Source organism: Nocardia vermiculata NBRC 100427 (assembly GCF_001613265.1).
GTDB lineage: Bacteria > Actinomycetota > Actinomycetes > Mycobacteriales > Mycobacteriaceae > Nocardia > Nocardia vermiculata.
This window is the reverse complement of sequence record NZ_BDCA01000014.1, coordinates 50,327-76,215: the sequence shown is the minus strand read 5'-3', so window position 1 is coordinate 76,215 and position 25,889 is coordinate 50,327. Positions and strand designations below refer to the sequence as shown.

At 67.9% G+C, this 25,889-nt stretch carries 24 protein-coding genes and 1 riboswitch; of the genes, 10 read left to right on the top strand and 14 right to left on the bottom strand.

The window, feature by feature from the left end; genetic code table 11:
- Positions 1 to 94 precede the first annotated feature (94 nt).
- The 6 genes from gcvH (at position 95) to gcvP (ending at position 6,525) form a co-directional block, all read left to right on the top strand.
- Entirely contained in the window at positions 95 to 493 is a 399-nt protein-coding gene (gene gcvH, locus NV2_RS15930) for a glycine cleavage system protein GcvH (RefSeq protein WP_067874231.1), read from the top strand.
- Between the two features lie 225 nt (positions 494 to 718).
- Entirely contained in the window at positions 719 to 1,189 is a 471-nt protein-coding gene (gene odhI, locus NV2_RS15925; RefSeq protein WP_067874227.1) for an oxoglutarate dehydrogenase inhibitor Odhl, read from the top strand.
- 58 nt (positions 1,190 to 1,247) lie between these two features.
- Entirely contained in the window at positions 1,248 to 2,021 is a 774-nt protein-coding gene (ftsR, locus tag NV2_RS15920; RefSeq protein ID WP_157102925.1) for a transcriptional regulator FtsR, read from the top strand.
- Between the two features lie 80 nt (positions 2,022 to 2,101).
- Complete coding sequence (locus NV2_RS15915) at positions 2,102 to 2,575, top strand: bifunctional nuclease family protein (RefSeq protein WP_067874221.1); 474 nt, start codon at positions 2,102 to 2,104, stop codon at positions 2,573 to 2,575.
- Positions 2,576 to 2,766: 191 nt separating this feature from the next.
- Complete coding sequence (locus tag NV2_RS15910; RefSeq protein ID WP_067874219.1) at positions 2,767 to 3,357, top strand: MerR family transcriptional regulator; 591 nt, start codon at positions 2,767 to 2,769, stop codon at positions 3,355 to 3,357.
- Between the two features lie 101 nt (positions 3,358 to 3,458).
- Positions 3,459 to 3,552, top strand: a riboswitch (glycine riboswitch).
- A 138-nt stretch (positions 3,553 to 3,690) separates the two neighbouring features.
- Positions 3,691 to 6,525: an aminomethyl-transferring glycine dehydrogenase gene (gene gcvP / locus NV2_RS15905; protein WP_373863569.1), complete on the top strand. Its 2,835-nt coding sequence runs from the start codon at positions 3,691 to 3,693 to the stop codon at positions 6,523 to 6,525.
- 55 nt (positions 6,526 to 6,580) lie between these two features.
- On the opposite strand, the gene NV2_RS15900 is transcribed toward gcvP, so the two are convergent.
- The 5 genes from NV2_RS15900 to NV2_RS15880 all read right to left on the bottom strand — a co-directional run bounded on the left by NV2_RS15900 (position 6,581) and on the right by NV2_RS15880 (position 13,130).
- A complete protein-coding gene (locus NV2_RS15900) occupies positions 6,581 to 8,251 on the bottom strand; it encodes a substrate-binding domain-containing protein (protein WP_218018992.1) in 1,671 nt (556 codons plus the stop codon).
- A gap of 108 nt (positions 8,252 to 8,359) precedes the next feature.
- Positions 8,360 to 8,620, bottom strand: coding sequence for a WhiB family transcriptional regulator (locus NV2_RS15895; protein ID WP_067874201.1), 261 nt, complete (start codon positions 8,618 to 8,620; stop codon positions 8,360 to 8,362).
- A 29-nt stretch (positions 8,621 to 8,649) separates the two neighbouring features.
- Positions 8,650 to 9,192, bottom strand: a complete 543-nt coding sequence (locus NV2_RS15890; RefSeq protein ID WP_067874198.1) for an HNH endonuclease — start codon at positions 9,190 to 9,192, stop codon at positions 8,650 to 8,652.
- A gap of 518 nt (positions 9,193 to 9,710) precedes the next feature.
- The gene (locus NV2_RS15885; RefSeq protein WP_067874195.1) at positions 9,711 to 11,894 is read right to left on the bottom strand and encodes a malate synthase G; all 2,184 of its coding nucleotides are present in this window, start codon (positions 11,892 to 11,894) and stop codon (positions 9,711 to 9,713) included.
- Positions 11,895 to 12,116: 222 nt separating this feature from the next.
- Positions 12,117 to 13,130, bottom strand: a complete 1,014-nt coding sequence (locus NV2_RS15880; RefSeq protein WP_067874192.1) for a hypothetical protein — start codon at positions 13,128 to 13,130, stop codon at positions 12,117 to 12,119.
- Positions 13,131 to 13,228: 98 nt separating this feature from the next.
- Between NV2_RS15880 and NV2_RS15875 the strand changes: the two genes are divergently transcribed.
- The gene (locus NV2_RS15875) at positions 13,229 to 13,819 is read left to right on the top strand and encodes a TetR/AcrR family transcriptional regulator (RefSeq protein ID WP_067874189.1); all 591 of its coding nucleotides are present in this window, start codon (positions 13,229 to 13,231) and stop codon (positions 13,817 to 13,819) included.
- 126 nt (positions 13,820 to 13,945) lie between these two features.
- On the opposite strand, the gene NV2_RS15870 is transcribed toward NV2_RS15875, so the two are convergent.
- Positions 13,946 to 14,515 (bottom strand): peptide deformylase, encoded by a 570-nt coding sequence (locus tag NV2_RS15870; protein ID WP_067874186.1) that lies wholly within the window; start codon positions 14,513 to 14,515, stop codon positions 13,946 to 13,948.
- 45 nt (positions 14,516 to 14,560) lie between these two features.
- Between NV2_RS15870 and NV2_RS15865 the strand changes: the two genes are divergently transcribed.
- Positions 14,561 to 15,106, top strand: coding sequence for a PadR family transcriptional regulator (locus NV2_RS15865; protein WP_067874184.1), 546 nt, complete (start codon positions 14,561 to 14,563; stop codon positions 15,104 to 15,106).
- A gap of 77 nt (positions 15,107 to 15,183) precedes the next feature.
- On the opposite strand, the gene NV2_RS15860 is transcribed toward NV2_RS15865, so the two are convergent.
- On the bottom strand, positions 15,184 to 15,828 hold the full coding sequence (locus tag NV2_RS15860) for a DUF305 domain-containing protein (protein ID WP_067874181.1): 645 nt from the start codon (positions 15,826 to 15,828) through the stop codon (positions 15,184 to 15,186).
- Entirely contained in the window at positions 15,829 to 17,406 is a 1,578-nt protein-coding gene (locus NV2_RS15855) for an LVIVD repeat-containing protein (protein ID WP_067874178.1), read from the bottom strand.
- A gap of 258 nt (positions 17,407 to 17,664) precedes the next feature.
- Between NV2_RS15855 and NV2_RS15850 the strand changes: the two genes are divergently transcribed.
- Positions 17,665 to 18,138 (top strand): nuclear transport factor 2 family protein, encoded by a 474-nt coding sequence (locus tag NV2_RS15850; RefSeq protein WP_067874176.1) that lies wholly within the window; start codon positions 17,665 to 17,667, stop codon positions 18,136 to 18,138.
- A gap of 9 nt (positions 18,139 to 18,147) precedes the next feature.
- On the opposite strand, the gene NV2_RS15845 is transcribed toward NV2_RS15850, so the two are convergent.
- The 4 genes from NV2_RS15845 to NV2_RS15830 all read right to left on the bottom strand — a co-directional run bounded on the left by NV2_RS15845 (position 18,148) and on the right by NV2_RS15830 (position 23,198).
- A complete protein-coding gene (locus NV2_RS15845; protein WP_067874173.1) occupies positions 18,148 to 19,047 on the bottom strand; it encodes a 3-methyladenine DNA glycosylase in 900 nt (299 codons plus the stop codon).
- 7 nt (positions 19,048 to 19,054) lie between these two features.
- A complete protein-coding gene (locus NV2_RS15840) occupies positions 19,055 to 20,119 on the bottom strand; it encodes a hemolysin family protein (RefSeq protein ID WP_067874170.1) in 1,065 nt (354 codons plus the stop codon).
- Entirely contained in the window at positions 20,112 to 21,488 is a 1,377-nt protein-coding gene (locus NV2_RS15835) for a hemolysin family protein (RefSeq protein WP_067874555.1), read from the bottom strand. Before NV2_RS15835 ends, NV2_RS15840 begins: the two co-directional genes overlap by 8 nt.
- Before the next feature lie 273 nt (positions 21,489 to 21,761).
- Positions 21,762 to 23,198, bottom strand: a complete 1,437-nt coding sequence (locus NV2_RS15830) for a GuaB1 family IMP dehydrogenase-related protein (protein ID WP_067874168.1) — start codon at positions 23,196 to 23,198, stop codon at positions 21,762 to 21,764.
- Positions 23,199 to 23,239: 41 nt separating this feature from the next.
- Between NV2_RS15830 and NV2_RS15825 the strand changes: the two genes are divergently transcribed.
- Positions 23,240 to 23,698, top strand: coding sequence for a PPOX class F420-dependent oxidoreductase (locus NV2_RS15825; protein ID WP_084474837.1), 459 nt, complete (start codon positions 23,240 to 23,242; stop codon positions 23,696 to 23,698).
- A 6-nt stretch (positions 23,699 to 23,704) separates the two neighbouring features.
- Here NV2_RS15825 and NV2_RS15820 read toward each other — a convergent pair whose 3' ends face one another.
- The gene (locus tag NV2_RS15820; RefSeq protein ID WP_067874162.1) at positions 23,705 to 24,223 is read right to left on the bottom strand and encodes a DnaJ family domain-containing protein; all 519 of its coding nucleotides are present in this window, start codon (positions 24,221 to 24,223) and stop codon (positions 23,705 to 23,707) included.
- A 136-nt stretch (positions 24,224 to 24,359) separates the two neighbouring features.
- The gene (locus NV2_RS32250; RefSeq protein ID WP_067874159.1) at positions 24,360 to 25,805 is read right to left on the bottom strand and encodes a DEAD/DEAH box helicase; all 1,446 of its coding nucleotides are present in this window, start codon (positions 25,803 to 25,805) and stop codon (positions 24,360 to 24,362) included.
- Positions 25,806 to 25,889: the final 84 nt, after the last annotated feature.

The window sequence follows — 25,889 nt, the reverse complement described above, 5'->3', positions numbered from 1 at the left end:
TGGCGGATCGCGGTGTCGGTGCGGGTGGTTACAGTTGTCCCGACGCCGGTGACCCGTCGCCAGTGAGAGGACACCCCGTGAAAGGAATCAACCTGTGACCGACCTTCCCGAGGACCTTCGCTACACCGCCGAACACGAGTGGGTGCGCCGGGTCGCGCCGACCCGGGTGCGGGTGGGGATCACCGACTATGCGCAGTCGCAGCTCGGTGACGTGGTGTTCGTGCAGCTGCCGGCGGTCGATACCGAGGTCGCTTCCGGTGAGTCGATCGCCGAGGTGGAGTCGACCAAGAGCGTGTCGGAGATCTACGCGCCGCTGGCGGCGAAAGTTGTTGCCGTGAACGAGGAATTGGACGCGGGCCCCGAGGCGTTGAACACCGATGCCTACGGTGCCGGCTGGCTGTTCGAACTGGAGCTGGGCGATGCCGCAGCACTCGACAGTGCGGTCGGTGGATTGCTCGATGCCGCAGGTTACCAAGGAGTTATCGAGGGCTGAATCAGCCTTCCCAGTTCTACCTGCACGGGTGCGCCCGGGCAGGGTACGGTCAATGCCAACAGATGTGCCGGCGGCCGGTGCCGGGAACTCTGCCGGAACCTGCCGGTGACACCTGAAGACGCGACAGCCGGTCGCGGTGGGTGGCAGTGGTGACGGTGAGGGCAGTGCGCTCGGCATTGACCCCGGATACCGGTACTGAAAATCGGTTCGAGGAGGAGAGCAAGGGTGAGCGAGAACAAAGACCCGGGTTACGGGGAGAGCGCGGCCGAAACGACTTCGGTATTCCGCGCTGATTTCCTCAACGAGGTCGACGCGTCGCGCTCCGGTGAGCAGACCGGTGAAACGCCGGTGCAAGGGGTCGAGGGCCTGCCCGCGGGCGCCGCCCTGCTGGTGGTGAAGCGCGGGCCGAACGCGGGTTCGCGATTCCTGTTGGATCAGCCCACCACGTCGGCGGGACGTCACCCCGACAGCGACATCTTTCTCGACGATGTCACGGTGTCTCGTCGGCATGCGGAGTTCCGCCAGGACGAGGACGCCTTCCAGGTCGTGGATGTGGGCAGCCTGAACGGCACCTATGTCAACCGCGAGCCGGTGGACTCCTCGGAGCTGCAGAACGGCGACGAGGTGCAGATCGGTAAGTTCCGGCTGGTGTTCCTGACCGGACCGCGATCGCAAGCCGGCGAGCCGGGCGCGTAGCGAGCCGGGACGGAACCCACCGATGACTGGCGCAGCGCACCAATGGACACGCGGAGGAATGTCGATCGGCTCCGTGCTGGACCTGCTGCGCCCGGACTTTCCGGATGTCACCATTTCGAAGATCCGGTTCCTCGAATCCGAGGGACTGATCCGCCCGGAGCGCACGCCTTCGGGGTATCGCAGATTCTCCGTTGCCGATGTCGAACGGCTGAAGTTCGTCCTGACCGCGCAACGGGATCAGTATCTGCCCTTGAAGGTGATCAAGGAACAACTCGAAGCGATCGACCGCGGTGCGGCCACGCTGGGCGTGCGTGAGGCGCGGGCCCGTGCCGACGGTATCGAGGTGGACGGCTCGGGGCGTGCGCCCGAGCCCGCGCCGCCGTTGAATGCTGCCCAGGCGCCCCGGCGGTTGGGCGTGGTTCCCGGTGAGGTGTCGCCGGAGGATCTGCGTCTGGACCACGACCGGCGCCTCACCCGGCACGATCTGCTCGATCAGGCCGGGATAGATGAGAAATTTCTCACCGAACTGATTCGTGCCGGGCTCATCACGCCCGGCGCCGCCGGATTCTTCGACGCCGAGGCCGTCGTGCTTGCCCGTACCGCGCGAGCGATGAGTGAATTCGGTTTGGAGGCACGGCATCTGCGTGCATTCAAGCTGGCAGCCGATCGGGAGGCGGCGATGGTCGCCCAGATCACGGCGCCGATCGCCAAGAGCCGAGACGCGGACGCACGCGCCCGTGCCGAGGAGACGGTCCGCGAGTTGGCGGCGTTGTCGCTGACTCTGCATGCCAGCTTGGTCAAGACGTCGGTGCGCGCGTCCCTCGGTCGCTGAATTCTTCGCCTAGACTCGGTGATACGGCCTGCCCGGCTGGGCTCGTGCCGGGCGGTCGGTGAGTATGGGAGGCCAGTGCGATGAGTGAAATGCGTGTGATCGGCATTCGGGTCGAGCAGCCCCAGAACCAGCCCGTATTGCTGCTGCGCGAAGAGTCGGGTGAGCGTTACCTGCCCATTTGGATCGGTCAGGCGGAGGCGACCGCCATCGTGCTCGAGCAGGAGGGGGTCACCCCGATCAGGCCGTTGACCCACGATCTGATCAAGACCCTCATTCACGACCTGGGCCACACGCTGACCGAGGTCCGGATCGTGGATCTGCAGGAGGGCACCTTCTACGCCGATCTCGTCTTCGACAACGATGTGCGGATCTCGGCGCGCCCGTCGGATTCGATCGCCATCGCCTTGCGGGTGGGTTGCCCGATCTACGCGGAGGAGCCGGTGCTCGAGGAAGCCGGGCTGGTGATGCCCGACGAACGCGAGGACGAGGTCGAGAAGTTCAAGGAATTTCTGGAGTCGGTGTCCCCGGACGATTTCAAAGCTACCGACAGCTGACTCCGCTCGGGGTCACCGGCGGTCGGGGGCCGGGGAAAACGACCCGGACTGTGCTCTATACCTCACGTAGAGGGTGAGAAACACGCCGTGCGTGAAGTTTGGCTTCACGCCCGTGCTGCCGAGACAATCGACAGAGTAGCCTCGATTATCAGGCCGTTGTTCTTCTTCGGCATTGCAGTGAGGGAGTAGCAGTGGGAGACCGACCGCAGCAACCAGCACCCGACCCGCGGCGAGCCGCGGTCGTGCAGCCAGGGCTGTTCCCTGACGACACCGTGCCCGACGAACTCGTGGGATATCGCGTTCCCAGCGCATGCCAGGTCGCCGGTATCACCTACCGGCAGCTCGATTACTGGGCCCGCACCGGCCTCGTACTGCCCTCGATTCGCAGTGCCACCGGGTCCGGCAGCCAGCGGCTGTACTCGTTCAAGGACATTCTGGTCCTCAAGATCGTCAAACGCCTGCTCGACGCCGGAATCTCGTTACAGAACATTCGTATCGCCGTCGACCATCTGCGCAGCCGCGGAGTCGAGGACCTGGCCGGGATCACCCTGTTCTCCGACGGCACCACCGTCTACGAGTGTGCTTCGCCGGAAGAGGTCGTCGACCTGCTGCAGGGCGGTCAGGGCGTCTTCGGTATCGCGGTCAGCGGCGCGATGCGGGAACTGACCGGTGCCATCGCGAACTTCCCGGCCGAACGTGCCGAGGAGAATATCGCCAGTGAACGCCCTGAGGACGAGCTCGCGTTCCGGCGCAAGGCGCGGGAGAACCGCAAGACCGGGTAGTCGCCGGGCGGCCACTGCCGTCGGATGTGACAGAGACGACCGCGTACCGGCGGGTCCGGAAACACGGTGTTCATGCGCCTCCGCTTAAACTGAGGGTGCGTCGCCGCCGTGCGGGAGAGTTCCGGTTCGATCCGGACGCCGAAGGAGCAGCACCTCCCCGTCAATCTCTCAGGCATCAGGGACCGTACGGAGTTCGACGCCTCTGGAAAGCGGCGGCCGCACACAATGCGGACCGCCCGCCCATGGGGAAAGGGTGCCGCGTGCGGTCCCGAATCTCTCAGGCGCCACGACAGAGGGGGAGGGCCGACACTCGACCCGAGCCTGGGAGCTGCCGTGACCCGTAGTTTCGCCGACCGCCACATCGGACCCGATACCGCCGAACTCGATCGGATCCTCGACGCAGTCGGCGTCGGGTCGATGGAGGAACTGGCTCGCCGGGCCGTCCCGGCGAGCATCCTGGATTCGTCCGGCGACACCGGTCTGGACGCCCTGCCCGCGGCGGTCTCCGAACACGCCGCGCTCACCGAACTCGCGGCGCTGGCGCATTCGAACACCGTCGCGACCTCCATGATCGGGCTCGGATACTACGACACGCTGACCCCGCCCGTGCTGGTTCGCAACCTGCTGGAGAACCCCGCGTGGTACACGGCCTACACGCCGTATCAGCCCGAGATCAGCCAGGGCCGGCTCGAAGCCCTGCTGAATTTTCAGACCATGGTGAGTGACCTGACCGGTATGGAGGTCGCCAATGCCTCGATGCTGGACGAAGCGACCGCGGCAGCGGAGGCGATGACACTGCTGCGCCGCGCCAACCGCACCAACTCCTCGCCACGCCTGCTCATCGATACCGATCTGTTTCCGCAGACCCGTACCGTGCTGGCAACCCGCGCCGAACCGCTCGGCATCACCCTGGTCGAGGCCGATCTGAGTACCGGCGTACTGCCCGAGGGGGACTTCTTCGGCGTCGTGGTCCAGACACCGGGCGCCTCGGGACGGATCGTGGAGCCGGCCGCGCTGATCGCGGCCGCGCACGAGCGCGGCGCACTGGTTGCGGTCGGTGCCGACCTGCTGGCACTGACGCTGATCACTCCGCCCGGCGAACAGGGCGCCGATGCCTGCTTCGGAACCACCCAGCGTTTCGGTGTGCCGCTCGGGTTCGGTGGGCCGCATGCGGGCTACCTCGCGGTGCGCACCGCCCATGCCCGGCAACTGCCGGGCCGATTGGTCGGCGTCTCGGTGGATGCCGACGGTGAGCGTGCCTACCGGCTGGCCCTGCAAACCCGCGAACAGCACATCCGCCGGGAGAAGGCCACCTCCAACATCTGTACCGCCCAGGTCCTGCTCGCGATCGTCGCGGCGATGTACGCCTCGTACCACGGCGGTGACGGCCTGCGGGCGATCGCCCGACGAGTGCACCGCCACGCAGAACAGCTCGCCGTCGGCCTCGGTACGGCCGTCGTACACCGGCGCTTCTTCGATACCGTGCTGGTCGCGGTGCCCGGTGGCGCGGAGGCCGTGGTGGCCAAGGCGAAGGGGCGCGGGATCAATCTGCGCCTGGTCGACGCCGATCATGTCGCGGTGGCCTGTGACGAAGCGACCACCGACGCGCAGATCGCGATCGTGCTGGAATGCTTCGGCAGCGACAGTGGCGACGGTGGTGTGGTGGGGGGATCGGCGCAGCCGGACGATACCTCGATCGAAACCCGGACATCGCCGTATCTGACGCACCCCGCGTTCACCCGCTATCACACCGAAACCGCGATGTTGCGATATCTGCGTCAGCTGTCGGACAAGGATATCGCCTTGGACCGCAGCATGATTCCACTCGGCTCGTGCACCATGAAACTCAACGCGACCGCCGAGATGGAACCCATCACCTGGCCGGGATTCGCCCGGCTGCACCCCTATGCTCCGGTGGACGATGCGGCAGGCATGCTGCGGGTCGTCGAGGATCTGGAGAGCTGGCTGGCCACCGTGACCGGGTACGACCGGGTCAGTCTGCAGCCCAATGCCGGTAGCCAGGGCGAATACGCCGGGCTGCTCGCCATTCGCCGCTACCACCTCGACCGCGGTGACACCCATCGCGACACATGCCTGATCCCGTCGAGTGCGCACGGCACCAATGCCGCCTCCGCGGCCATGGCCGGATTGCGCGTGGAAATGGTGAAGTGCCGCGACAACGGTGACGTCGATCTGGACGATCTGCGAGCCAAGATCGCCGATCACGCCGACCGCCTGGCGTGCATCATGATCACCTACCCGTCCACCCACGGCGTGTACGAGCACGAGGTCGCCGACTTGTGCGCGCTGGTGCACGAGGCCGGCGGCCAGGTCTACGTCGACGGTGCCAACCTGAACGCACTGGTGGGACTGGCCCGCCCGGGCCGCTTCGGTGGCGACGTGTCACATCTGAATCTGCACAAGACGTTCTGCATTCCGCATGGCGGCGGCGGACCCGGTGTGGGACCGGTGGCGGTGCGCGAGCATCTCGCGGCCTATCTGCCGGGCGATCCGCTGCAGGCGGATTCGCACGCGGTGTCGGCAGCGCGCTACGGCTCGGCGTCGATCCTGCCGATCACCTGGGCCTATATTCGGATGATGGGTGCCGACGGCCTGCGCCGGGCCACGCTCACCGCCATCGCGTCGGCGAATTACCTTGCGCGGCGGCTCGATCCGCACTTCCCGGTGCTCTACACCGGTGAGAACGGGATGGTCGCCCACGAATGCATCCTGGACCTGCGCCCACTCACCAAGCAGACCGGAGTCACCGTCGACGACGTCGCCAAACGCCTGGCCGACTACGGTTTCCACGCGCCCACGATGAGTTTCCCGGTGGCCGGGACCCTGATGGTCGAGCCCACCGAGAGTGAAAACCTCGACGAGCTCGACGCGTTCGTCGACGCGATGATCGCGATCAAGGCCGAGATCGATGCCGTCGCCGACGGCACCTGGCCGGTGGAGCAGAGCCCGCTGCGCGGTGCCCCGCACACCGCGGCCTGCCTGGTAGGGGAGTGGACCTACCCCTACAGTCGTGAAACCGCGGTCTACCCGATGGGTGTGCACGGCGCACGAGCCAAGGTGTGGCCCGGGGTGCGGCGGATCGACGGCGCGTTCGGCGATCGGAACCTGGTGTGCTCGTGCCCGCCGCTCGAGGCGTATCTGGACTGAGCGACCCCCGGATGTCCGGGCACGGTCATCGGACCGGCCCGGACATGGGAGCAGGCTACGGCGTGGTCAGAGCGTGGTTGACGGCAGTGCCGAAACTCATGTCGTCCGACGTGGTGACCTTGGTATAGCTGCCACCGGTCTGCTCCGCCACCTTCTGTAACGCATCCGACCCCGGTCCGCCGACCACGATGACGTCCACGCGCACCGGGTGCGCGGCGTCGCCCGCGGCGGAGATTTCGGCCGGCAGCTGGTCGCCACTGATCGAGGAGTTGTCGTTCGGGCCGCCGGTGATGAGCAGCACCGAATTGGTCTTACCCGAGGCGTAATCCTGTACCGCACTGCGGTAGGCCGCCTCGAGCGCCGGATAGGTCTGGTCGGTCTGCGAACCTGCGAGTGTGACATCGCCGAGCGCCGTGGACAATTCGGAACGATGCTGCTGGGTCAGCGGGGCGGTGGGCGCGATGGCCCGGTACGGGTTGCCGTTGGCGAGTGTGCCGGCGTAGATCCAGGCGCCGGCCCCGAAGTCCGGCGGCATGGTGTCGAGCGTGGAGCGCACCGCGGCGAGTGAATTGTTCAACCGCGACATCGGTCCGTCGGCGACCGCCATCGAGGCGGAGGTGTCGATCAGCACGGTGGACTGGACACCGAGTACCGGATTATCGATCGCCGACTGGATCCGGTCCAGCACGGACTTGGCGGGTACCGGGACCGGTGTCGCCGCGGGGGCCTGGAAACCGTTGTCGGTGAACAACTTCTGCTGCTCGGGCGCGCGCAGATAATCCGCGAAGACACCGGCGACCAGATTCTGAGTTTTGTCCACCCAGTTGCCGGTGATCATCGTGGCCGGATAGTCGGCGACCGGCTGTGCACCGGTCGGCCGGAACTGCCCGACGCCCGCTGCCGAGGTGGCTTGCTGCTCGGTAACCGCCACCGCGTGAATGGGGGATTCGGCGGACTGACCGGACCCGGAGACCGCGTCCAGGGCGGTGCCGTCGGTCGATTTCGGTGCCTCGGCCGCCAATCCGGAGACCGCGGCGATCACCTGGCCGGAATTCGCGGCGGAATCGGTCAGCGGGTCGGAGCCCGAGACGGCGGAGCCGACCGCTACGGCAGCGGCGAGCGAGCTGTCGCCGGCGGGCAGCGCCATCTGCAGTGGCCCCCAGCTGCCGAGCCCGATATCGCCCAGCGTGCCCTGTTGCAGACGTGCCAGATCCGACCAGCTCAGCTCGGCCCGTTCCATTGCCTGACGGAGCTGATCGGGGACGGCGACCACGATAGGGCTGGCCGCGATCGAGGCCGGAGTTCCCTGGACGAGTCCGGGAACCCGCATCTGTTCGACCGCTCGGGTGGAGCTCGGAATCCACAACGCCGGCTGCGGGCCCAGCTGCTGATCCCATTCGGGTGCGGTGAGCCCGGCCACCATCGCGGCGGTGGGAGTCGCGGTGACCGACACCTTCGCGCAATGGTCGCGCACCTGCGGCGCGGAGGAATTGTAACGGTCGGCGGCGGCGCGCACCGGTGCCGCGATGTCGGGATCCACCGTCACCCGCAGGTCCACGGCCCCCTCGATGCACTGGCCGGCCGCGCTGCGGCTCTCCGATGCCGAGCGATTGCTCAGCCAGAACCAGCTGCCCACGGCCGCGATCAGGACGACGACTGCCACCACTGTGATAACCAAACTTTTGCTGACGCCCCGTGATCCGCCCGCGTTGCGATGTGTGCCCACGATCTTCGAGTGTATGGCCAGCAGATCGACCGTGCTGCACCAGTACCGCCCGGACGACCGGCGGCGGGTGGGTGCGTGCGACTGGTGCCCACGCACACCACCCGCGGCTCAGTCGCGGATCAGCTTTCCTCGGTCGAATTCGTGGCCGCCCCACACCCCGGACTGGCCGGTGGTCGCGGCGAACTCCGCGCACTGCCTGCGGATCGGGCACCCCGTGCAGATTTCGCGCGCGTAGTCGAAGTCCTGCGACGGATAGGGGAACCACGCGTCGTGGTTGGGATCGCCCTGACAGGCGGCCTGCTCCCAGTCCTGGGTATCGGAGAGTGGGAGCAGATCCACCAGGTTGGGCGCGGGAATGGTGTTCGTCATATCGGATCCCTCCTTCCTCGGGACTCGGTTCAGCTCGGGGCGGCCAGGCTGCGCCAGATGTGGCGCTGCCTGCGGTGCAGATCGGTGGGGGCCTTCGGCTCCCACAGCAGCCGCATTCCGGCTTCGGCGGGGGTACGGTCCGCCTTGCGGGTGTTACACGACCCGCAGGCCGCGATCAGGTTGCTCCAGGTGTTCGGCCCGCCGCGGCTGCGGGGCCGGACGTGATCGACGGTGGCGGCCCAGCCGGCGCAGTAGCCGCAGCGGTGGCGGTCGCGGCGCAGCACACCTGCCAGAGTGGCACGGCTCTCGTCGTGCACCAGTACGCGATGTTCGAGGTGAATGTAGCGCAGCAGCCGAATCGTTTCCGGCAGTGCGAGTTCCAGATGCTTGGACCGGATCGGGACGTGCGGTTCCCGGACGGCGACGGTTTCGGCGGCGCCGCTGATCAACAACACCACCGCGCGGTCGGCACCGACGTCGGTCAGCGCCTCGTAGGAGGCGTTGAGGACCAGCACCTGTGTCTGTATCCAGTTGTCGGCGGACGGGCGTGCCGGGGCGCGGCTGGGCAGCATGGGGTCACCATGGTTTCCGGTAGGAGAGATGCAAGGAGGGGAAGGGCGGTTGTCAGGCCTGGTGCCGGAGAAGGCGGGCGGTCTGCCGGAAGGAACGCTGCGACAGCTCTAGCACGGGCTCCGCGATAGGCGAGAGCAGTTGTTCGGCAGACGGTTTCGTCTCGCCGCACATATTCTTCGGATGCATCGGCCACCTCCTCCTTTCCGTCTCTTCGCAGTGGTCGTCCCGCGAACGCGGTGACGATTGTGATGGTGAGTGACATGGTGGCACAGCACCACCACCGTTGTCGGCTGATTTTTCGCTGCCGCAGGGGATCTGCGCCGATACCCCCGCTCCGGACAGCTACAGCGCGGCGGTGGTCGGATCTATTCCGGAATATCCCCGCCTGTGGGGTGCGCCACGGCGGGAACCGCACCGTCCGGGCGCGAATACAGCTTCGCCCCGGTCGTCGAGGACGACCGGGGCGGAACAGGAACCGTTCTCGCTTGCGAACCGACGTGCGGCCGCAGCCGCCGGATCAGCTCTTGGCGGCCAGCGCCTTCGCGTCGCGCCGGCGCCGATGCAGAATCGGCTCGGTGTACCCGTTGGGCTGCTGGGCGCCCTCGAGGATCAGCTCCTTGGCCGCCTGGAAAGCGATGCTGTTCGCGAAATCGGGAGCCATCGGCTGGTAGGCGGCGTCACCGGCGTTCTGCCGGTCCACGACGGGCGCCATCCGCTCGAGCGAGGCGACGATCTGGTCGGCGGAGACGATGCCGTGGCGCAGCCAGTTGGCCAGCAGCTGACTCGAAATCCGCAGCGTCGCACGGTCTTCCATGAGCGCGACGTCGTTGATGTCGGGCACCTTGGAGCAACCCACACCCTGATCGATCCAGCGGACCACGTAGCCGAGGATGGACTGGCAGTTGTTGTCCAGCTCGTTGGCGATCTCGTCGGCCGACCAGTTGGTGTCGGCGGCGAGCGGGATCTCCAGGATCTGGTCGACGACGGCACGCGGCCCGCCCTTGGCGATCTCGGCCTGCCGCTTGAACACGTCCACCAGGTGGTAATGGGTGGAGTGCAGGGTGGCGGCGGTCGGGGAGGGGACCCAGGCCGTGGTCGCCCCGGCCCGCGGGTGGGCGCCCTTCTGCTCGAGCATGCCCGCCATGAGATCGGGCATCGCCCACATGCCCTTACCGATCTGCGCCTTGTGCGGCAGGCCGGTAGCCAGGCCCTTGTCGACGTTCCAGTCCTCGTAGGACAGCATCCAGGTCTGGGTCTTCATCTCGGCCTTGCGAATCATCGGGCCGGCCTCCATGGAGGTGTGGATCTCGTCGCCGGTGCGGTCCAGGAAGCCGGTGTTGATGAAGACCACACGGTCCTTGGCGGCCTGGATGCATGCTTTCAGGTTGACCGTGGTGCGGCGCTCCTCGTCCATGATGCCGACCTTGAGGGTATTGCGGGCCAGGCCCAGCACATCCTCGACGCGGTCGAACAGGTCGTTGGCGAAGGCCACTTCGTCGGGACCGTGCATCTTCGGCTTGACGATGTAGACCGACCCGGTGCGCGAGTTGCTCACCGCGGCTTTGCCGTTGAGTGAGTGCACGGCGGCCAGCGAGGTGATCAGCCCGTCGAGGATGCCCTCGGGCACCTCGTTGCCCTCGGCGTCGAGGATCGCATCGGAGGTCATCAGATGGCCGACGTTGCGGACGAACATCAGCGAACGCCCGTGCAGCACCACGTCGTTGCCGTCGAGGCCGGTGTAGACGCGGTCCGGATTCATGGTCCGGGTGAAGGTCTTGCCGCCCTTGCTGACCTCTTCGGCGAGATCGCCCTTCATCAGGCCGAGCCAGTTGTGGTAGCCGGCGACCTTGTCCTCGGCGTCGACTGCGGCGACGGAGTCCTCGAAGTCCATGATCGTGGTGACCGCGGACTCGAGCACCACATCCTTGACTCCGGCGTCGTCGGTCTTGCCGATCGGCGACTCCGGGTCGATCTGGATGTCGATGTGCAGGCCGTTGTGGCGCAGCAGCACCGAGGTGGGGGAGGCGGGGTCGCCGAGGTAGCCGAGCAGCGCCGAGGAATCGGCCAGGCCGATGTCGGTGCCGTCCTCGAGAGTGACCTCGAGCTCGCCGTCGACGATCTTGTATGCCTTGGAGCCCACGTGCGAGCCGGTGATCAGCGGGACCGCGTCGTCGAGGAAGTTGCGGGCCCACTCGATGACCTTGTCACCGCGAACCTTGTTGTAGGACGTGCCCTTCTCGGCGCCGTTCGCCTCGGAAATGGCGTCGGTGCCGTACAGGGCGTCGTAGAGCGAGCCCCAGCGCGCGTTGGCCGCATTGATCGCGAACCGGGCATTGCTCACCGGAACCACCAGCTGCGGGCCGGCGGTGGTGGCGATCTCGTCGTCGACGTTCTGGGTGCCGATGGAGAAGTCCGCCGGCTCCTCGCGCAGATAACCGATCTCGGCGAGGAACTTCTTGTACGCCGCCTTGTCGTACCCGACGCCGGGGTTCTCGCCATGCCAGGCGTCCAATTTGCCCTGGATTTCGTCGCGTTCGGTCAGCAGGGCGCGGTTGCGGGGAGCCAGGTCGTTGATCAGGCTCTCCGCACCGGTCCAGAACGCGGCGGAATCTACGCCGGAGCCGGGGAGCGCCTCGTTCTCCACGAAGTCGTGGAGAACCTTGGCAACCTGGAGCCCGCCGACCTGAATCCGCTCTGTCATCTACTGCCTCATTTCGAGAAAGCCGGATGGAAAAAGTACGCCTGTCATGTTACCCGTGGGTAGTTGTGTGCACGCGGCGGCATCGGTCGAGACGGTCCGATTGTAGCGTGAGCCACATTCCGGCAAACCGGGAACGGGCGCCCGCTCCGGTCGGGATCGAGCGGAGCAGGCGGGTCCCGGTAATGGGTGCGATAGGGGCGAGTCCCGGGTGTGCCGTGCGGATCAGGCGGCCTGCGCCACGGCCTGTGTCTCGGACGCGGTCTTCCGCCGGGCGCTGGTCATCCGCCGGGGGGCTGCGGCCAGCAGCAGCCCCCCGGCGGCCCAGCAGCCCAGGGTTATCAGTGCCGCGGCCGACCCCGCGCCGGCGAAATATGCCGTCGAACGCAATGCGGTGACCGCGGCGCCGGGCGGGAGCAAGGCGCCGAGTGTGCCCCACCCGGCCGGGAGCAGTTCGGGCGCCGACATGGCACCGGACAATGGAATGCCGAGTGGGATGAGAATCGCGGCCCCGATGCCGAGCCCTGGGACTCCGAGCACGGTGAACAGACCGATCAGTGACAGCGCGATCGCGGCGACCGCCGCGGCGACGACCGCGACCGCGGCCAGGTAGTTGCCGGTGAGGACGCCCAGCCAGGGCTGCAGGACTGCAGTGACCGTGAATCCGGTGATGCAGGCAACGGCGAGGGCGGCGCCGATCCGCGTGGCTCGACCGAGCGGGAGCAGTGACAACGCGGCACCTGTCAGCAGGCCGCCGATCGCCATGGGGATCAGGCTCAGGCCGAATACCGCGCCGTGTGGGTCGGCGTCGGGGGTGGCGACGACATCGGTGAGTACCGGCTCCGCGCCGGGCGACGGCGCCGGGGCGCCCGGCGACGCGGAAGGGAGCTCCCGGGCCATCGCGCCGAGAGCCTGGGCGACGGCAGGGCTCGCCGCGGACGCGGTGAGGATCTCGGGTCCGGTGGCGGAGACGACGATCGCACCGTAGATATCGCGGTCCTCGATGGCTTGCACCGCTGCGGCCCGGTCGCGATAGGTGGAGGCGTCGATGGACGAGTCGCCGAGCGTATCGAGGCTGTGGCGAATGTGTTCGACCGCGGGCGCCGGGCCGGTGATGCCGACCGGCAGATCGTGGGGGCCCGTCTGTGCCGTGGGCCAGGCGAAGGCCGCGACCAGTACGGTGATCAGCGCGGAGAGGGCCAGAACCGGACCGGTTGCGGCGGCGAGTGAGTGGCGCATCACAACTCCAAAGAGAAGGAATGTTCGTTTTATAGCTTCGAGGATGCGCTGCCCCGGGCCTCGTTGTCAAGAATGAACGTTCGTTTTATGATGCGAGAATGCCTCGACTGACCGAACAACGTCGCGCCGCCCGCCGGGAGCAGCTCATCGCGGCCGCGGTGCGTTGTGTTGCACACGAGGGATTTCACAAGACGACCATGGCGGCGGTGATCGCCGAATCGGGCATGTCCGCGGGTGCGGTGTACGGCTACTTCTCGTCGAAGAACGACATCATCCGGGCGATCGCCGATTCGGTGCTCGGGCGCATGATCGAGCAACTGGCCCGCCTGGCCGACAATGCGACGCCGGTGCCGCCCGTCGACGCCCTCGCGGCCATGCTGGAACAGATCCGGGAACTGGACCAGAACGGCGACGTTCCGCGAGTGGCGGTGCAGGTCTGGGCGGAGGCGGGCCGCGACGAGGCGATCGCCGCCATCGTCCGCGAACGGATGGTGCGAGTGCGCGGTGTGTGGTGTGACCTGCTGACGCGGGCCCGGGCGGAGGGGCTGTTGTCCTCCGACGCGGATCCCGAAGCGGTGGCACAGGTGATGCTCGGCGCCATGGTGGGCTTCCTGCAGCAGCATCTGCTGTTCGGCGACGTGGAACCGTGGAACTATGCCCGAGCCTTCCGAGCGCTGGCGGCCCCCTGAGCCGTGCGCGGCAGCGCACTGGCAGAGCCCGGAGCGCCGGTCGGTAGAGCCCTGAGTGTGCTGTTTTCGCACGTGAATTGGGCGCCACGGTGTGCACGCCGCGCCCGCGCGCGGGGCGACCGGTGGTCAGTGCACCGTGCGGCGCGTGGGCCCGTCCGGCAGCCAGGATCGCCCGGGTTCGGTCCAGCCGTGGTCGCGGATCATGCGGCGAGCGGCGCGATGATTGCGGCCGATGAGCCGCTGTAGATACAACCGGCCCGCCAGATGATCGGTTTCGTGTTGCAGGCAGCGTGCCAGATATCCGGTGCCCTCGACCGTGACCGGTTCGCCGTGTACATCGACCCCGGTCACCCGCGCCCAGTCCGCGCGCCCGGTGGGGAACCACTCGCCCGGCACCGACAGACAACCCTCCAGGTCGTCGTCCGGGTCCGGCATCGTCTCCGGAATCTCGGAGGTCTCGATCATCGGGTTGACCACGTGGCCGCGGTGACGCACGCCGTGATCGGTCAGGTCGTAGGCGAACACCGCGCGGGGGTCGCCGACCTGGTTGGCCGCCACGGCCGCCCCGTTGGCGGCGGCGTTGGTGTCGAACAGATCGTCGACGAAGGCGGCGAGTTCGGCGTCGAACACGGTGACCGGCACCGCGGGGGCACTCAGGCGTGGGTCGCCTGCGATCAGGATCGGTCGGATAGCCATAGCGGTAGGGTACTCAAAAGCGAGTACTCGTGCGAGACTGGATTGGTGAACGAAACCCGGCTCTTCGTCCTCGCCGCGCTGGCCAAACGAGGCCCCATGCACGGGCATCGGCTGCGCCGCGATGCCCGTCTGGACCGAGCGGACCTGTGGTCGCGGGTCAAACCCGGATCGCTGTACGGCGCTCTGCATCGCATGCAGGACGAGGGATTGATCCGGCCGTTGCGTACCGAACAGCCCGGGGCTCTGCCCGCGCGCACCGTCTACGAGATCACCGAGGAGGGCCACCGCGAACTGCGCGCCCTGCGGGACGAGGCGTTCACCGAGGTCGATATCCGGCCCGATCCGGTAGATCTCGCGCTGGCCGTCGGCGCGGATCTGGACCGCGAGGTACTGCGCGGCTACCTGCAGGATCGCGTCGCCGCGCTCCGGGCCCGCGAATCGGCGCTGGACCACCGGCTCGATCGCCGCTGGCCCGACCAGACTCGCGCCGACGATCTGATCGTCGACCATGCGCGGATGCGGCTCGGCGCCGAGATCGACTGGCACCACAAGGTACTGGCCGATCTCGACAGCCTCGACGACAGTTGCTGAGACACCGGCCGGGCCGGGCACGTACGCCGACTCGACGGCATCGCGACCACGGCCGGGGATTACGGCAGTGGTCGCGATTACGGCAGCGGTCGGGCGCCGCGCTGGTTCAACATGAGGGCGATCAACCCGGTCTCCTCGCTCTGCGATACGACCATGGCCCGGGCCTGCTCCTTGACCGGTCCCGACGCGATCTCCTGATCGGCAGCACGAGCCATCGATATCCCGCCCTGATGGTGGCGGTACATCAGTTGCAGGAACAGGACTTCCGCCTCCCGGCCGTGGGCCGCGGCCAGCCGGTTCAGCTCCGTCATCGTCGCCATACCCGGCATGGCCGCCGGCTGTTCGGTCCCGGTGTCGCCGGAACGGTGATGTGTGCCGGCTGTTTTCGCGGTCGTCCAGCCCATCGGGTGACTGGACATGGGGGCAGCGCCGGCCAGGCGTAGCCAGCCCAGCATGGTGCCGATTTCGATGCGCTGGGACTGATCGATCTGCTGCGCCAGCCGCAGCACCTGCGGATCCACAGCGGGGTCCAGGCGGGCCACCAGCAGGATCGCCTGCTGGTGGTGGGCGGTCATATCCTGGGCGAACCCGATCTCGGTGGCGTCGAGAATCGGTGGGGTGGTGTGTTTCTCGGGCAGCACCACCGGCCGTAGTGCCGCGCCGATCACCAGCAGGATCAGAGCGGCCGACGCGTAGGAGGCCCAGCGAAACCAGTGCGACATCTACGAGCCCACGACCGAGCGCTGGTCCGACGGTGGTGAATACACGTCGTTGTCGAGTTGTAGCACCATGAATCCGTTGTCGTTACAGGTGGTCCACAGCTGACTCCCGTGCCATTCCGGCGGTGCGAAACACCAGTCGGTGGACACGTCGCCGCCGAGAACCATCCCGCTGCGCGGTGACAATGCCTGTGCCGGATCGAATTTTCCGTCCAGAATCGCCCGTGCCACCGAGAAGCCCTCGAGCACCGGCGCTCCCATCAACGATCCCAGCGCGTGCGGAGAATTCCACAGCTGCAGATTCTCACCGGTGCGGGCGGGCGGATTGAAGTAGGCGATCTCGTGGACACGGAAGGGATCGCGCACATCGAAGACCCGGATACCCGACGATTCCCAGCCACAGGCCAGCGCCGTCGGATTCTCGGCACGATCGGCCGCGCAGTAGTGCGGATCGTAGGCGAACACCGAACCGCCCATCGACGAGGCAACCATACTGTCCTGGTTCTCGGGCAGGTTGATCTGCAGTTTTATCTTGCCGACCACCTTCGGGGCATTCTCGTCGGAGATGTCGACCAGCTTCACCCCGCCGGCACCGGCTTCGTCCACGGTGAACAGGTAGGGCTTGCCGTCGTAGCTGACCGGCACACTGTGCTGCGTGGCCCACCCGTCGGTCCAGAACACCCGCCCGATGTGGTCGACCTGTGGATTCGGATCACGTCGCTGGACGGCGCTGATATCGAGCACGGTGAATCCGCCCAGCGCCGACAGATACATACGGTTGCCGTCGGGGCTGATTCCGAAGCCATGGGACTCGATGCCCGTCAGCCCCTGCCAGATCACGTGTGGATGCGCCGGATCGGTGAGGTCGACCGCGCTGACGAAACCGGGCGCGATACCGGAGGCCCAATAGGTGCGACCGTCGGGGGAGAAGCCGCCCTCATGTGTCGTGATCGGCAGCGGCATGCCCAGATTCGAGCCGGGACCGGGGTTGAGCAGCCGGGGATGCGCGCAATCGGAGATGTCGTAGACCGACAGATATCCGGCCCCCTCGAGGAGCGGAACGCCCGTGCCCACCAATAGTTTGCGTGCGGTGTTGACCTTCAGGCTCTCCCAGGTGCCGGCCAGCATCGCCGGCTCGGTCAGCGTGGCGGTCAGGGCCGGATGTGCCGGATCGGAGACATCGAGCACCTGAACCCCCTGCGCGGGGCCGAGCAGATTTCCAGGGAAGAAGGAGCCGGTGTAGGAGCAGTGGTCGAATGTGGTGGAGGTGATGCCGCCACCGTGGCCGGCGTAACCGCCGACGAACGACATGTTGCAGGTATAGCCCCCGGTACTGCGGCCGCTGTTGCGATCCGCGGCCGGAACGTCGCCCTGCATCCCGGTTTCGGGCCTGGATCCGGGCCCGCAATCGGCCTCGGGTACCGCCGTTGTGCCGATATCGAGGAATTCCTGCACCTGAGTGGCGATATCGGACTGCAGATCCGCCGAGGCACCACCCAGGGGCAGAACCGCGGCGACCAGCAGCGCGGCGGCCAGTACGATCAGTGGTCTGGACGTGCGCCTGCGCGACAACCGCACCATCGCGGGACCCCCACTTTCCACATCGAAACGGGACGCGTGTCGCCGATCGCCGGATGTGACAGACGCCACCGGCGAGGCAACCGTTTTCGAACGGTAACCCAGCTCACATCACGGTGGGCCGGTTTCCGCGAAAGCCGCGGCCCGGCAGGACCTGTTGCGCCACAGCCGCACTCGAGACAGACTCGGCGCGGATAGTGAAACGCGTTGCAGACATGACGGATGGCGGCCGTCGGCCGCCCCCGGAAAGCGAGGAAACGGATGTCCGACAACGACGATCCGCGGGCGGTCGTGCTGCGACTGTGGCGGGAGCTGGGCCGGCGTGACTGGGATGCGGTGGCCGCTCTGCTCAGTGCGGACTGTATCTACCTGGATATGCCCACCGGTCCGACGCTCGCCGCGAAGGGGCCTGTGGATACCGTCAAGCGCTTGCGAATCGGGCTGGCCGGACTCGCCGAATACGCCAATCACGACGGACTGCTGATCGCCGACGGTCCCGACGTCGTCTACGAACACTCCGAGACCTGGGTCTGGCCCACCGGTGAACGAGCCGAACTGCCCTTCGTGACGGTGCATCGGGTTGAGCGCGGCCGGATCTCGCTGTGGAAGGACTACTGGAACCTCGACACCCTCACCGCCGCCGCGCCGCCGAACTGGATGTCGGACTTCGCGGCGGCGGACATGTCCTGGATCTACGATGCCAGCGCCGAATTGGGCATTCGTTCCGTGCGCTGACGCGCACCGCTACTGCGGGCACAGTGCCAGCAACGCCTGGCATTCGGTCACCAGCCGGGTGCGCAGGCCGTGGGCGCGCTCGGCGATCCGGTTCTGGTGCCGGACGTATTCCGCCCGCCCGGCAGGCGTTTCGATCGGGATCGGCCGGTAGCCGTACTCCGACAGGTCGTACGGGCTGGCCCGCATATCGATCTCACGCGCATCGCACGCGGCCTCGAAACACTCCAGCAGCAGGTCCGAACCGATCAACGGCATCAGTTTGAACGCCCACTTGTACAGGTCCATCCCCGCATGCAGACATCCGGGCTGTTCGCGGCGGATCTGATCGTCGCGGGTCAACCGCTCGACGTTGCGCGGCGCGGCCTCCGGAGTGAAGAAGCGGAAGGCGTCGAAATGTGTGCAGCGCAGCGGCATCGCGTCGACGACCGCGTCGGTGCCGGCCCGGCCGAGTCGCAACGGGACCTGCTCGTGTCGTAGCTCGTCGCTGCGATACACCATCGCCCACTCGTGCAGACCGAAGCAGGACAGCAGCGGGGGGCGGGTGGCGGTTGCGGCCAGCAGCTCGGCGACGAATTCCACGGTGTCGCGGCGGCGTGCGAGGAAGGCCGGGTCGGCGGTGCAGACCGGCACCGCCGCGTCCGCGCCGCTGATCCGGCGGTAGCCGCGCCGATTCTCGTACTCGCCCGAATTCTCCAGAGCCACTCCGAATCCCGGATGCCAGCGGCGCAGTTGTGCGGGTTTGTGCCCGTAGTACGTGAACAGGAAATCGGTCACCGGATGTTTGTGCCCGTCGGCGCGTTCGCGCAGATAGGGCCCCACCAACGTCTGGACCCGATCCCGATGGGCCCGCGCCCGCTCGCGCCACTGCCGTTCCGGCAGTACATGGACGGTGACTGTGTCGGTCGTCATGCGGTGTTCACTCGGCGTTCCGATGGGTGGCGTCGCGCACGGTGCCCACGAACTCTTCGACCAGGTCTTCGAGCGCGACGATACCGACGGTGGTCCCGTGGCCGTCGATCACCCGTCCGAGATGGCTGTTGGTACGGCGCAGCCGGGCCAGTGCCTCGTAGAGCCCGGTACCGGCGGCGACCGAGGGCAGCGGCCGGATATCGGTACGCGGAATCGGTGTCGACGGTCCGGCCGAGTCGTCGGCCACCTTGTCCAGCACATCCTTGACGTGCAGATACCCGACCACGGAGCCGTCCGCGGTACGCACCGGGTACCGGGAGAAGCCGGTTTCGGCCACCGCGGATTCGATATCGCCCAGCGTGGTGCCGTCGCCACGCAACGGCACGCAGCGGGTCGATGCCAACGGCACCATGACGTCGGCGACGATCCGATCGGTGGTACCCAGCGCCTGGGTGAGCCGGCGGTGCTCCTCCTCGTCGATGAGCCCCTCGGAGCGTGATTCGCCGATCATCTCCGCCAGCTCCACCGAGGAAACGGTGGCGTCGAGTTCGTCCTTCGGCTCGATCCGCATCGCCCGCAGGGTGAGATTGGCGGCCAGGTTGTAGAGCCCGATCAGGGGGCGGGCCAGCCGCAGCCACCACAACATGATCGGCACCAGCAACAGTGCCACCCGCTCCGGACCGGCGAGTGCGATGTTCTTCGGGATCATCTCGCCCATCAGCATGTGCAGGATCACCACCAGCACCAGCGCCAGGGCGAAACCGACCGGGTGCAGCAGCTGATCGGGCATCCCGACGAGCTCGAACGGGCGCTCGAGCAGATGCGCGATGGCCGGCTCGCCGATCCGGCCCAGCAGCAGTGAACAGATGGTGATGCCCAGCTGAGCCGCGGCCAGCATCATCGACAGGTGCTCGGCCGCGCCGATCACCGTCCCCGCGCCACGCTTGCCCTGGGCGGCCAGCGTTTCCAGACGATCACGGCGGGCGGAGATGAGGGCGAATTCGGCGCCCACGAAGAAGGCGTTGGCGCCCAGCAGCACGAGGGTCAGTACCAGCCCGAACACATCACCCATGACTGAGCTCCCAGGTCGTTACCGCAGCCGCGTCGACCGGCTGCAGCAGCACCCGGTCGATACGGCGTTCGTCCATCCGTTCCACCCGGGCCAGCCAGCCGCCGTCACTGTGCGGATCCATGCCCTGTCCGGTCCCCTCCATCGGCAGCAGCACCTCGTCACCGGCGACCGGGATCCGTCCCAGCGTGGTGAGAACGAGTCCGCCGAGCGTGTCGTAATCGCCCTCGGGGGCGACGTACCCGGTGGCGCGGGAGACCTCGTCGATGCGCAGTAGCCCGGAGCAGTTCCAGCCCAGCGTGGTGCGCCGCACGTCGAGTTCCTCCTCGTCGTGCTCGTCGCGTACATCACCGAGGATCTCCTCGATGATGTCCTCCATCGTGACCAGCCCGGCGGTGCCGCCGTACTCGTCGACCACCAGCGCCAGCTGCATGCCGTCGGCGCGCACCCGCTCGAGCACGGTGTCGCCGTCGAGACTGGCCGGCACGATCGGAACCGGACGTGCGATCGACGACAGCGCGATCGTGGCGCGCCGGCCTGCCGGATACAGGAATGCCTGTTTGACGTGCACGATGCCGAGAGTGTTGTCGAGGTCGCCGTCGATGACCGGGAACCGCGACATGCCGGTGCGCCCGGCCGCGTCGATGAGATCGGCGATGGTGTCGTGCTGATCCAGCGATTCGATCTTCACCCGCGGAGTCATGAGATCCTCCGCGCTGCGCTCACCGAACAACAGCGAGCGGTCCACCACCAGAGCGGTGCGCTGATCGAGAGCCCCGCGCTGGGCCGAGGTACGTACCAGTGAGCCCAGTTCCTGCGGAGAGCGGGCCGAGCGCAACTCTTCGGCCGGTTCGATGCCCAGCCGCCGCACCGCCCAGTTCGCGGCACCGTTGAGTAGTCTGATCAGCCAGGAGAACACCGTGGTGAACACGATCATCGGCGCGGCGGTCCAGCGCGCCGTTGTCAACGGCTTGGCGATCGCGATGTTCTTGGGCACGAGTTCGCCGTAGATCATCGACAGCGACGTCGCCAGGACGAGGGCCACGACCAGTGAAATGGCCTCGGCGGTGCGCTCGCTCGCCCCGACCGCCGTGCAGAGCGGAGTGATGAACCGGGCCAGGACCGGTTCGGCGATGTAGCCGGTGACCAGTGTGGTGATGGTGATGCCGAGCTGCGCACCCGACAGCTGGAACGACAGGGTGCGATGCGCATGACGCACCTGGCGAGCGCGGCGATCGCCCTCGCGGGCGTGCGCCTCGACGGTGCTGCGTTCCAGGGCGGTCAGCGAGAACTCGGCAGCGACGAAGACCGCCGTGCCGAGGGTGAGTGCGATGAATCCCAACAGGCTGACGATGGTGAGGACAACGGTCACGATCTGCACCGCCCGCCGGTCGACGGTGGAGTTGTGGAGACGGAGGCGCCGGGTTGGTCACCCGGCTCGATAGAGGAGCCCTCCTGAGTGGCGCCCTCGGACGCGGGTGACAACTGGTTCCTTTCGCAGGGGACGAGCGGGACGATCTGTGCCGCCGGGGCAGTGCGCCCGCCGGTCGGCAAATCCTATGTTACCGGGCCCCGAAGTGGGGCCCGGCGCGGCGGCGCGTCGCACCGGGGCGGGCCACCCCGCCACCGCGGCCGTGCCGCCGTCTCACCAGCCCGAGGGCAGTGGACGGCCTTCGGCGAAACCGGCCGCCGACTGCACGCCGAGGACCGCGTTGGCGTGGAGTTCGGCCAGGGTGGCGGCGCCGGCGTAGGTGCATGCGCTGCGTACGCCCGAGCAGATGTGGTCGATCAGGTCCTCGACTCCCGGCCGTTCCGGATCCAGCCGCATCCGGGACGAGGAGATCCCCTCCTCGAACAGTGCCTTGCGCGCCCGGTCGAATCCGCTGTCGGCGGCGGTGCGGGCGGCCACGGCACGTTTGGACGCCATGCCGAAGCTCTCCTTGTACGCGTTGCCGTCGCGGTCCACGCGCAGATCGCCGGGGGATTCGTAGGTGCCGGCGAACCAGGAGCCGATCATCACGTTGGAGGCGCCCGCGGCCAGTGCCAGTGCGACATCGCGAGGATGACGCACCCCGCCGTCGGCCCAGATCCGGACACCGAGCTCCTGTGCCGCCGCGGCACATTCGGCGACCGCCGAGAACTGCGGGCGGCCCACGCCGGTCATCATCCGGGTGGTGCACATGGCGCCGGGACCGACACCGACCTTGACGATATCGGCGCCGGCCTCGGCCAGATCGCGAGTGCCGGCCGCGGACACCACATTGCCCGCGACCAACGGCACGCCCAGCTTCAGATCCGCGACGGCGCGCAGCGATTCCAGCATCTTGACCTGGTGGCCGTGGGCGGTGTCGATGACCAGTACGTCGGCGCCCGCGTCGACGAGTGCTTTCGCCTTCGCCGGGATGTCGCCGTTCACACCGACCGCGGCCGCGACGCGCAGCGCACCGGCCGCATCCACGGCGGGGGCGTAGATACCGGCACGAACCGCGCCCGTCCGGGTCATGACGCCGGCCAGGGAACCGTCGTCGTGCACCAGTACCGCGAGGTCGGAGTGCGCGGCCTCGAGCAGTTCGAAGATCTCGCGCGGCGACGTCGTCGCGGCGGCGGTCACGAAGTCGGCATCGGCGACGGTGCGCAGGCGGGCGAACCGGTCCACGTCCGCGCACGCGGATTCGGTGACCACACCGACGGGCTTGCCGTCCTCGGCCACGACCACGGCCCGGTGGGCGCGCTTATGGATCAGTGCCAGCGCCTCCGACACGGAATTGTCGGGCTCGAGGACGACCGGGGTGTCGGCGGTGAGCGAGCGGCTCTTGACCCAGCCGATGGTCTCGGCGGCCGCGCTGATCGGCAGATCCTGCGGCAGTACGACCAGGCCGCCGCGCCGCGCGACCGTCTCGGCCATGCGGCGGCCCGCGACCGCGGTCATATTCGCGACCACGATGGGAATGGTGGTTCCGGTTCCGTCGCTGGTGGACAGGTCCACATCGAACCGGGAAGTGACATCGGTGCGGTTGGGTACGAGGAACAGATCGTCGTAGGTGAGGTCGTACGGCGGCGTGTGTCCGGGAAGAAACTGCACTCCGGCCAGTGTAGGGGAAATTGCGTGGGATGATCGGGGTCATGCCACGTATCGCGACTGCTGAACAGGTGGACCGGGCCGAACTGCTCGAATTCGCTCGCCCGCGGCACCGGGGAGTTCTCATGACCAGCCGCGCCGACGGCCGCCCGCAGATGTCACCGGTGACCTGTGGTGTCGACGGATCCGGCCGGATCGTGATCTCGACCTATCCAGGACGGGCCAAAGCACGCAACATCCGGCGGGATCCGAATGTGTCGATCTGCGTGCTGTCCGAGGAATGGGACGGGCCCTATGTGCAGATCGACGGGCATGCCGAGGTGCTGGACATGCCCGAGGCACTCGACGGGCTGGTCGACTACTACCGGTGCATCGCCGGTGAACACCCGGATTGGGACGACTACCGCGCGGCGATGGCGCGTCAGGGCAAATCGCTGATCCGCATCGACGTGCAACGGTGGGGCCCGGTTGCCACCGGCGGATTTCCCCCGGCGGCGGAGTAAGGCGGCTCAGCCGCGCGCGAGCAGGCGACGCCACCACGAGCGCCGGGCCCGTGCCGGAGCGGTGGGCGTCCGCGCGGCGCTCGTCTCGGCCGCGGGCCGCGCGGAGTTCGCGGCGATGGACGAGCGGCGCGCCGAACGCCAGTTCTCGACCACGTCGGCGGTGTGCACGGGGGCCACGCGAACCTGTGGGCCGTGCGGCATTCGGACCCAGTCCACGATCCGGGAGTTGAGGTCGGCGACGTATTCGCGGACCTCGGCCTCCGAGTTCATCGCGGCGACGGTGTCGGGCAGGCGCTCCAGGTCGCGGCGCAGTACCAGTGAGGTGGGCAGCAATCCGTCACCGCCGACACCTTCGCGGTGCAGATAGTTCTTCAGCCACCAGTTCTCGTCGTACGGATCGCCCGTTCCGGGCAGTGGCTTGCCGGCGCCCGGCAGGTTGTCGAATTCGCCGCGTTCGGTCGCCTCGCGGACCTGCTTGTCGATCCAGGACTCGAATTGCATACCGGCTGGTTTGCGTTCGGTCATGAGGCCTCCCCGCAGTGTCGGCGTCGTCCATCGATCCTAACGCGGTGGGAATCGGCGACCTGTGCGGAACGGGCGCCCGGTCGGCCGCCGGTTCTCGAACCGTGGCGCCGGGGCACGCGGCACTGCCGAGATTCGCTTATCGTTTGCTGCGACGTGTGGGGCGTCCGCGGATTCCGGTATTTCGTCGGGCCCTGCCGGGTGTGTCGGAGGATTTCGGCGGCGTGTCGGCCGCCGCGGGGTCGGTGACGGGAAGGCCGCTGGGAGCCCGCGCACCGGTCACCTCGCGTAGCAGCGCGTCGTCCGGTCGAATGCGCGCTTCCCGGTAGGCGACACCGGCGTTGCGGAGGACGACCTGCGCAGCCTCGCCCGCATCGGTGATCAGGGTGACAACGGTGCCGGGCGCGCCCGCGCGCCCGGTGCGGCCGGAACGATGCAGATAATCCTTGGCGTCGGCGGCCGGATCGGCATGGACGACCAGAGTGATGCCGTCCACATGGATACCGCGCGCCGCCACATCCGTGGCCACCAGCACCGGTGCGGTGCCGTCGGTGAAAGCGGCGAGGGTGCGGTTGCGCTGATTCTGCGTGAGGCCCCCGTGGAGCACCACCGCGCCCGTCCCCGATTCACGCAACCGCCGGGCGAGCTTGTCCACACCGTACTGGGTGCGCGCGAAGACCAGGGTTCGCCCGGCGCGCGCCGCGATCTGCGCGAGCACCGGCCGTTTGTCGGCAGGGCGCATCCGCAGCAGATGATGGTCGACCGTGCGGGGAGCTGTCGCGGTGCCCACGGCGCCGGTGGTCCCGTCGGCGTCCGGGAGGGGGCGGGCCGGATCCTGTTGTTCCGCACCGGAAACAGCCCCCTCCTTCCCTTGCTGCGCCGGCACCGTGTGCTCGAGCGTCGCGGATCCGGTGGGGCCCGTCGACGAGCCGTCCGGGGCGGGCGCTGCGCCCGCCCCGATCTCGTGGCGAACGGGGTCGGTGAGGTAGTCGGTGACCAGCGCGTCGACCGCGCCGTCGAGAGTGGCCGAGAACAACAGGTGCCGGCAGTCGCCGGGCAGCCGGTCCAGGATCTCGCGCACCTGGTCGATGAATCCGAGCTGCGCCATATGGTCGGCTTCGTCGATCGCGACGATCGTGACCGCGCCCATACCGACCGCTCCCTGGGCGATCAGGTCGGTGAGGCGGCCGGGCGTGGCGATCAGCAGGTCCACCCCGCGCGCCAGCCGATCGATCTGACGTTTGATCGGCATTCCGCCCACGACTGCGGCGGTGCGCAGTCCCAGTGACAACGCCGGCTCGTCGAGCACCCGCTCGATCTGCACCGCCAACTCACGGGTCGGAGCCAGAATCACGGCCCGCGGTCGCTTCGGTGCGGAGGCGCCGCGGCGCAAGCGCACCAGCATCGGCAATCCGAATGCGAGCGTCTTCCCGGAACCGGTGGCGGCACGCCCCAGCACATCTCGTCCGGCGAGCACATCGGGGATCGTCGCGGCCTGAATGGGGAACGCGGTGTGCAGGCCGCCGCGGCGCAACGCCTGCACCAGTTCCACGGGGAGCCCGAGTTCGGAGAACGGGGGACCCATGCCTGTCCCGGGTCCCTCCGGACCAGGCGGTGCACTGTCGGTGGGACGGCGATTCCCGGACGAGGATCCGTGCTTGTGGTCCGG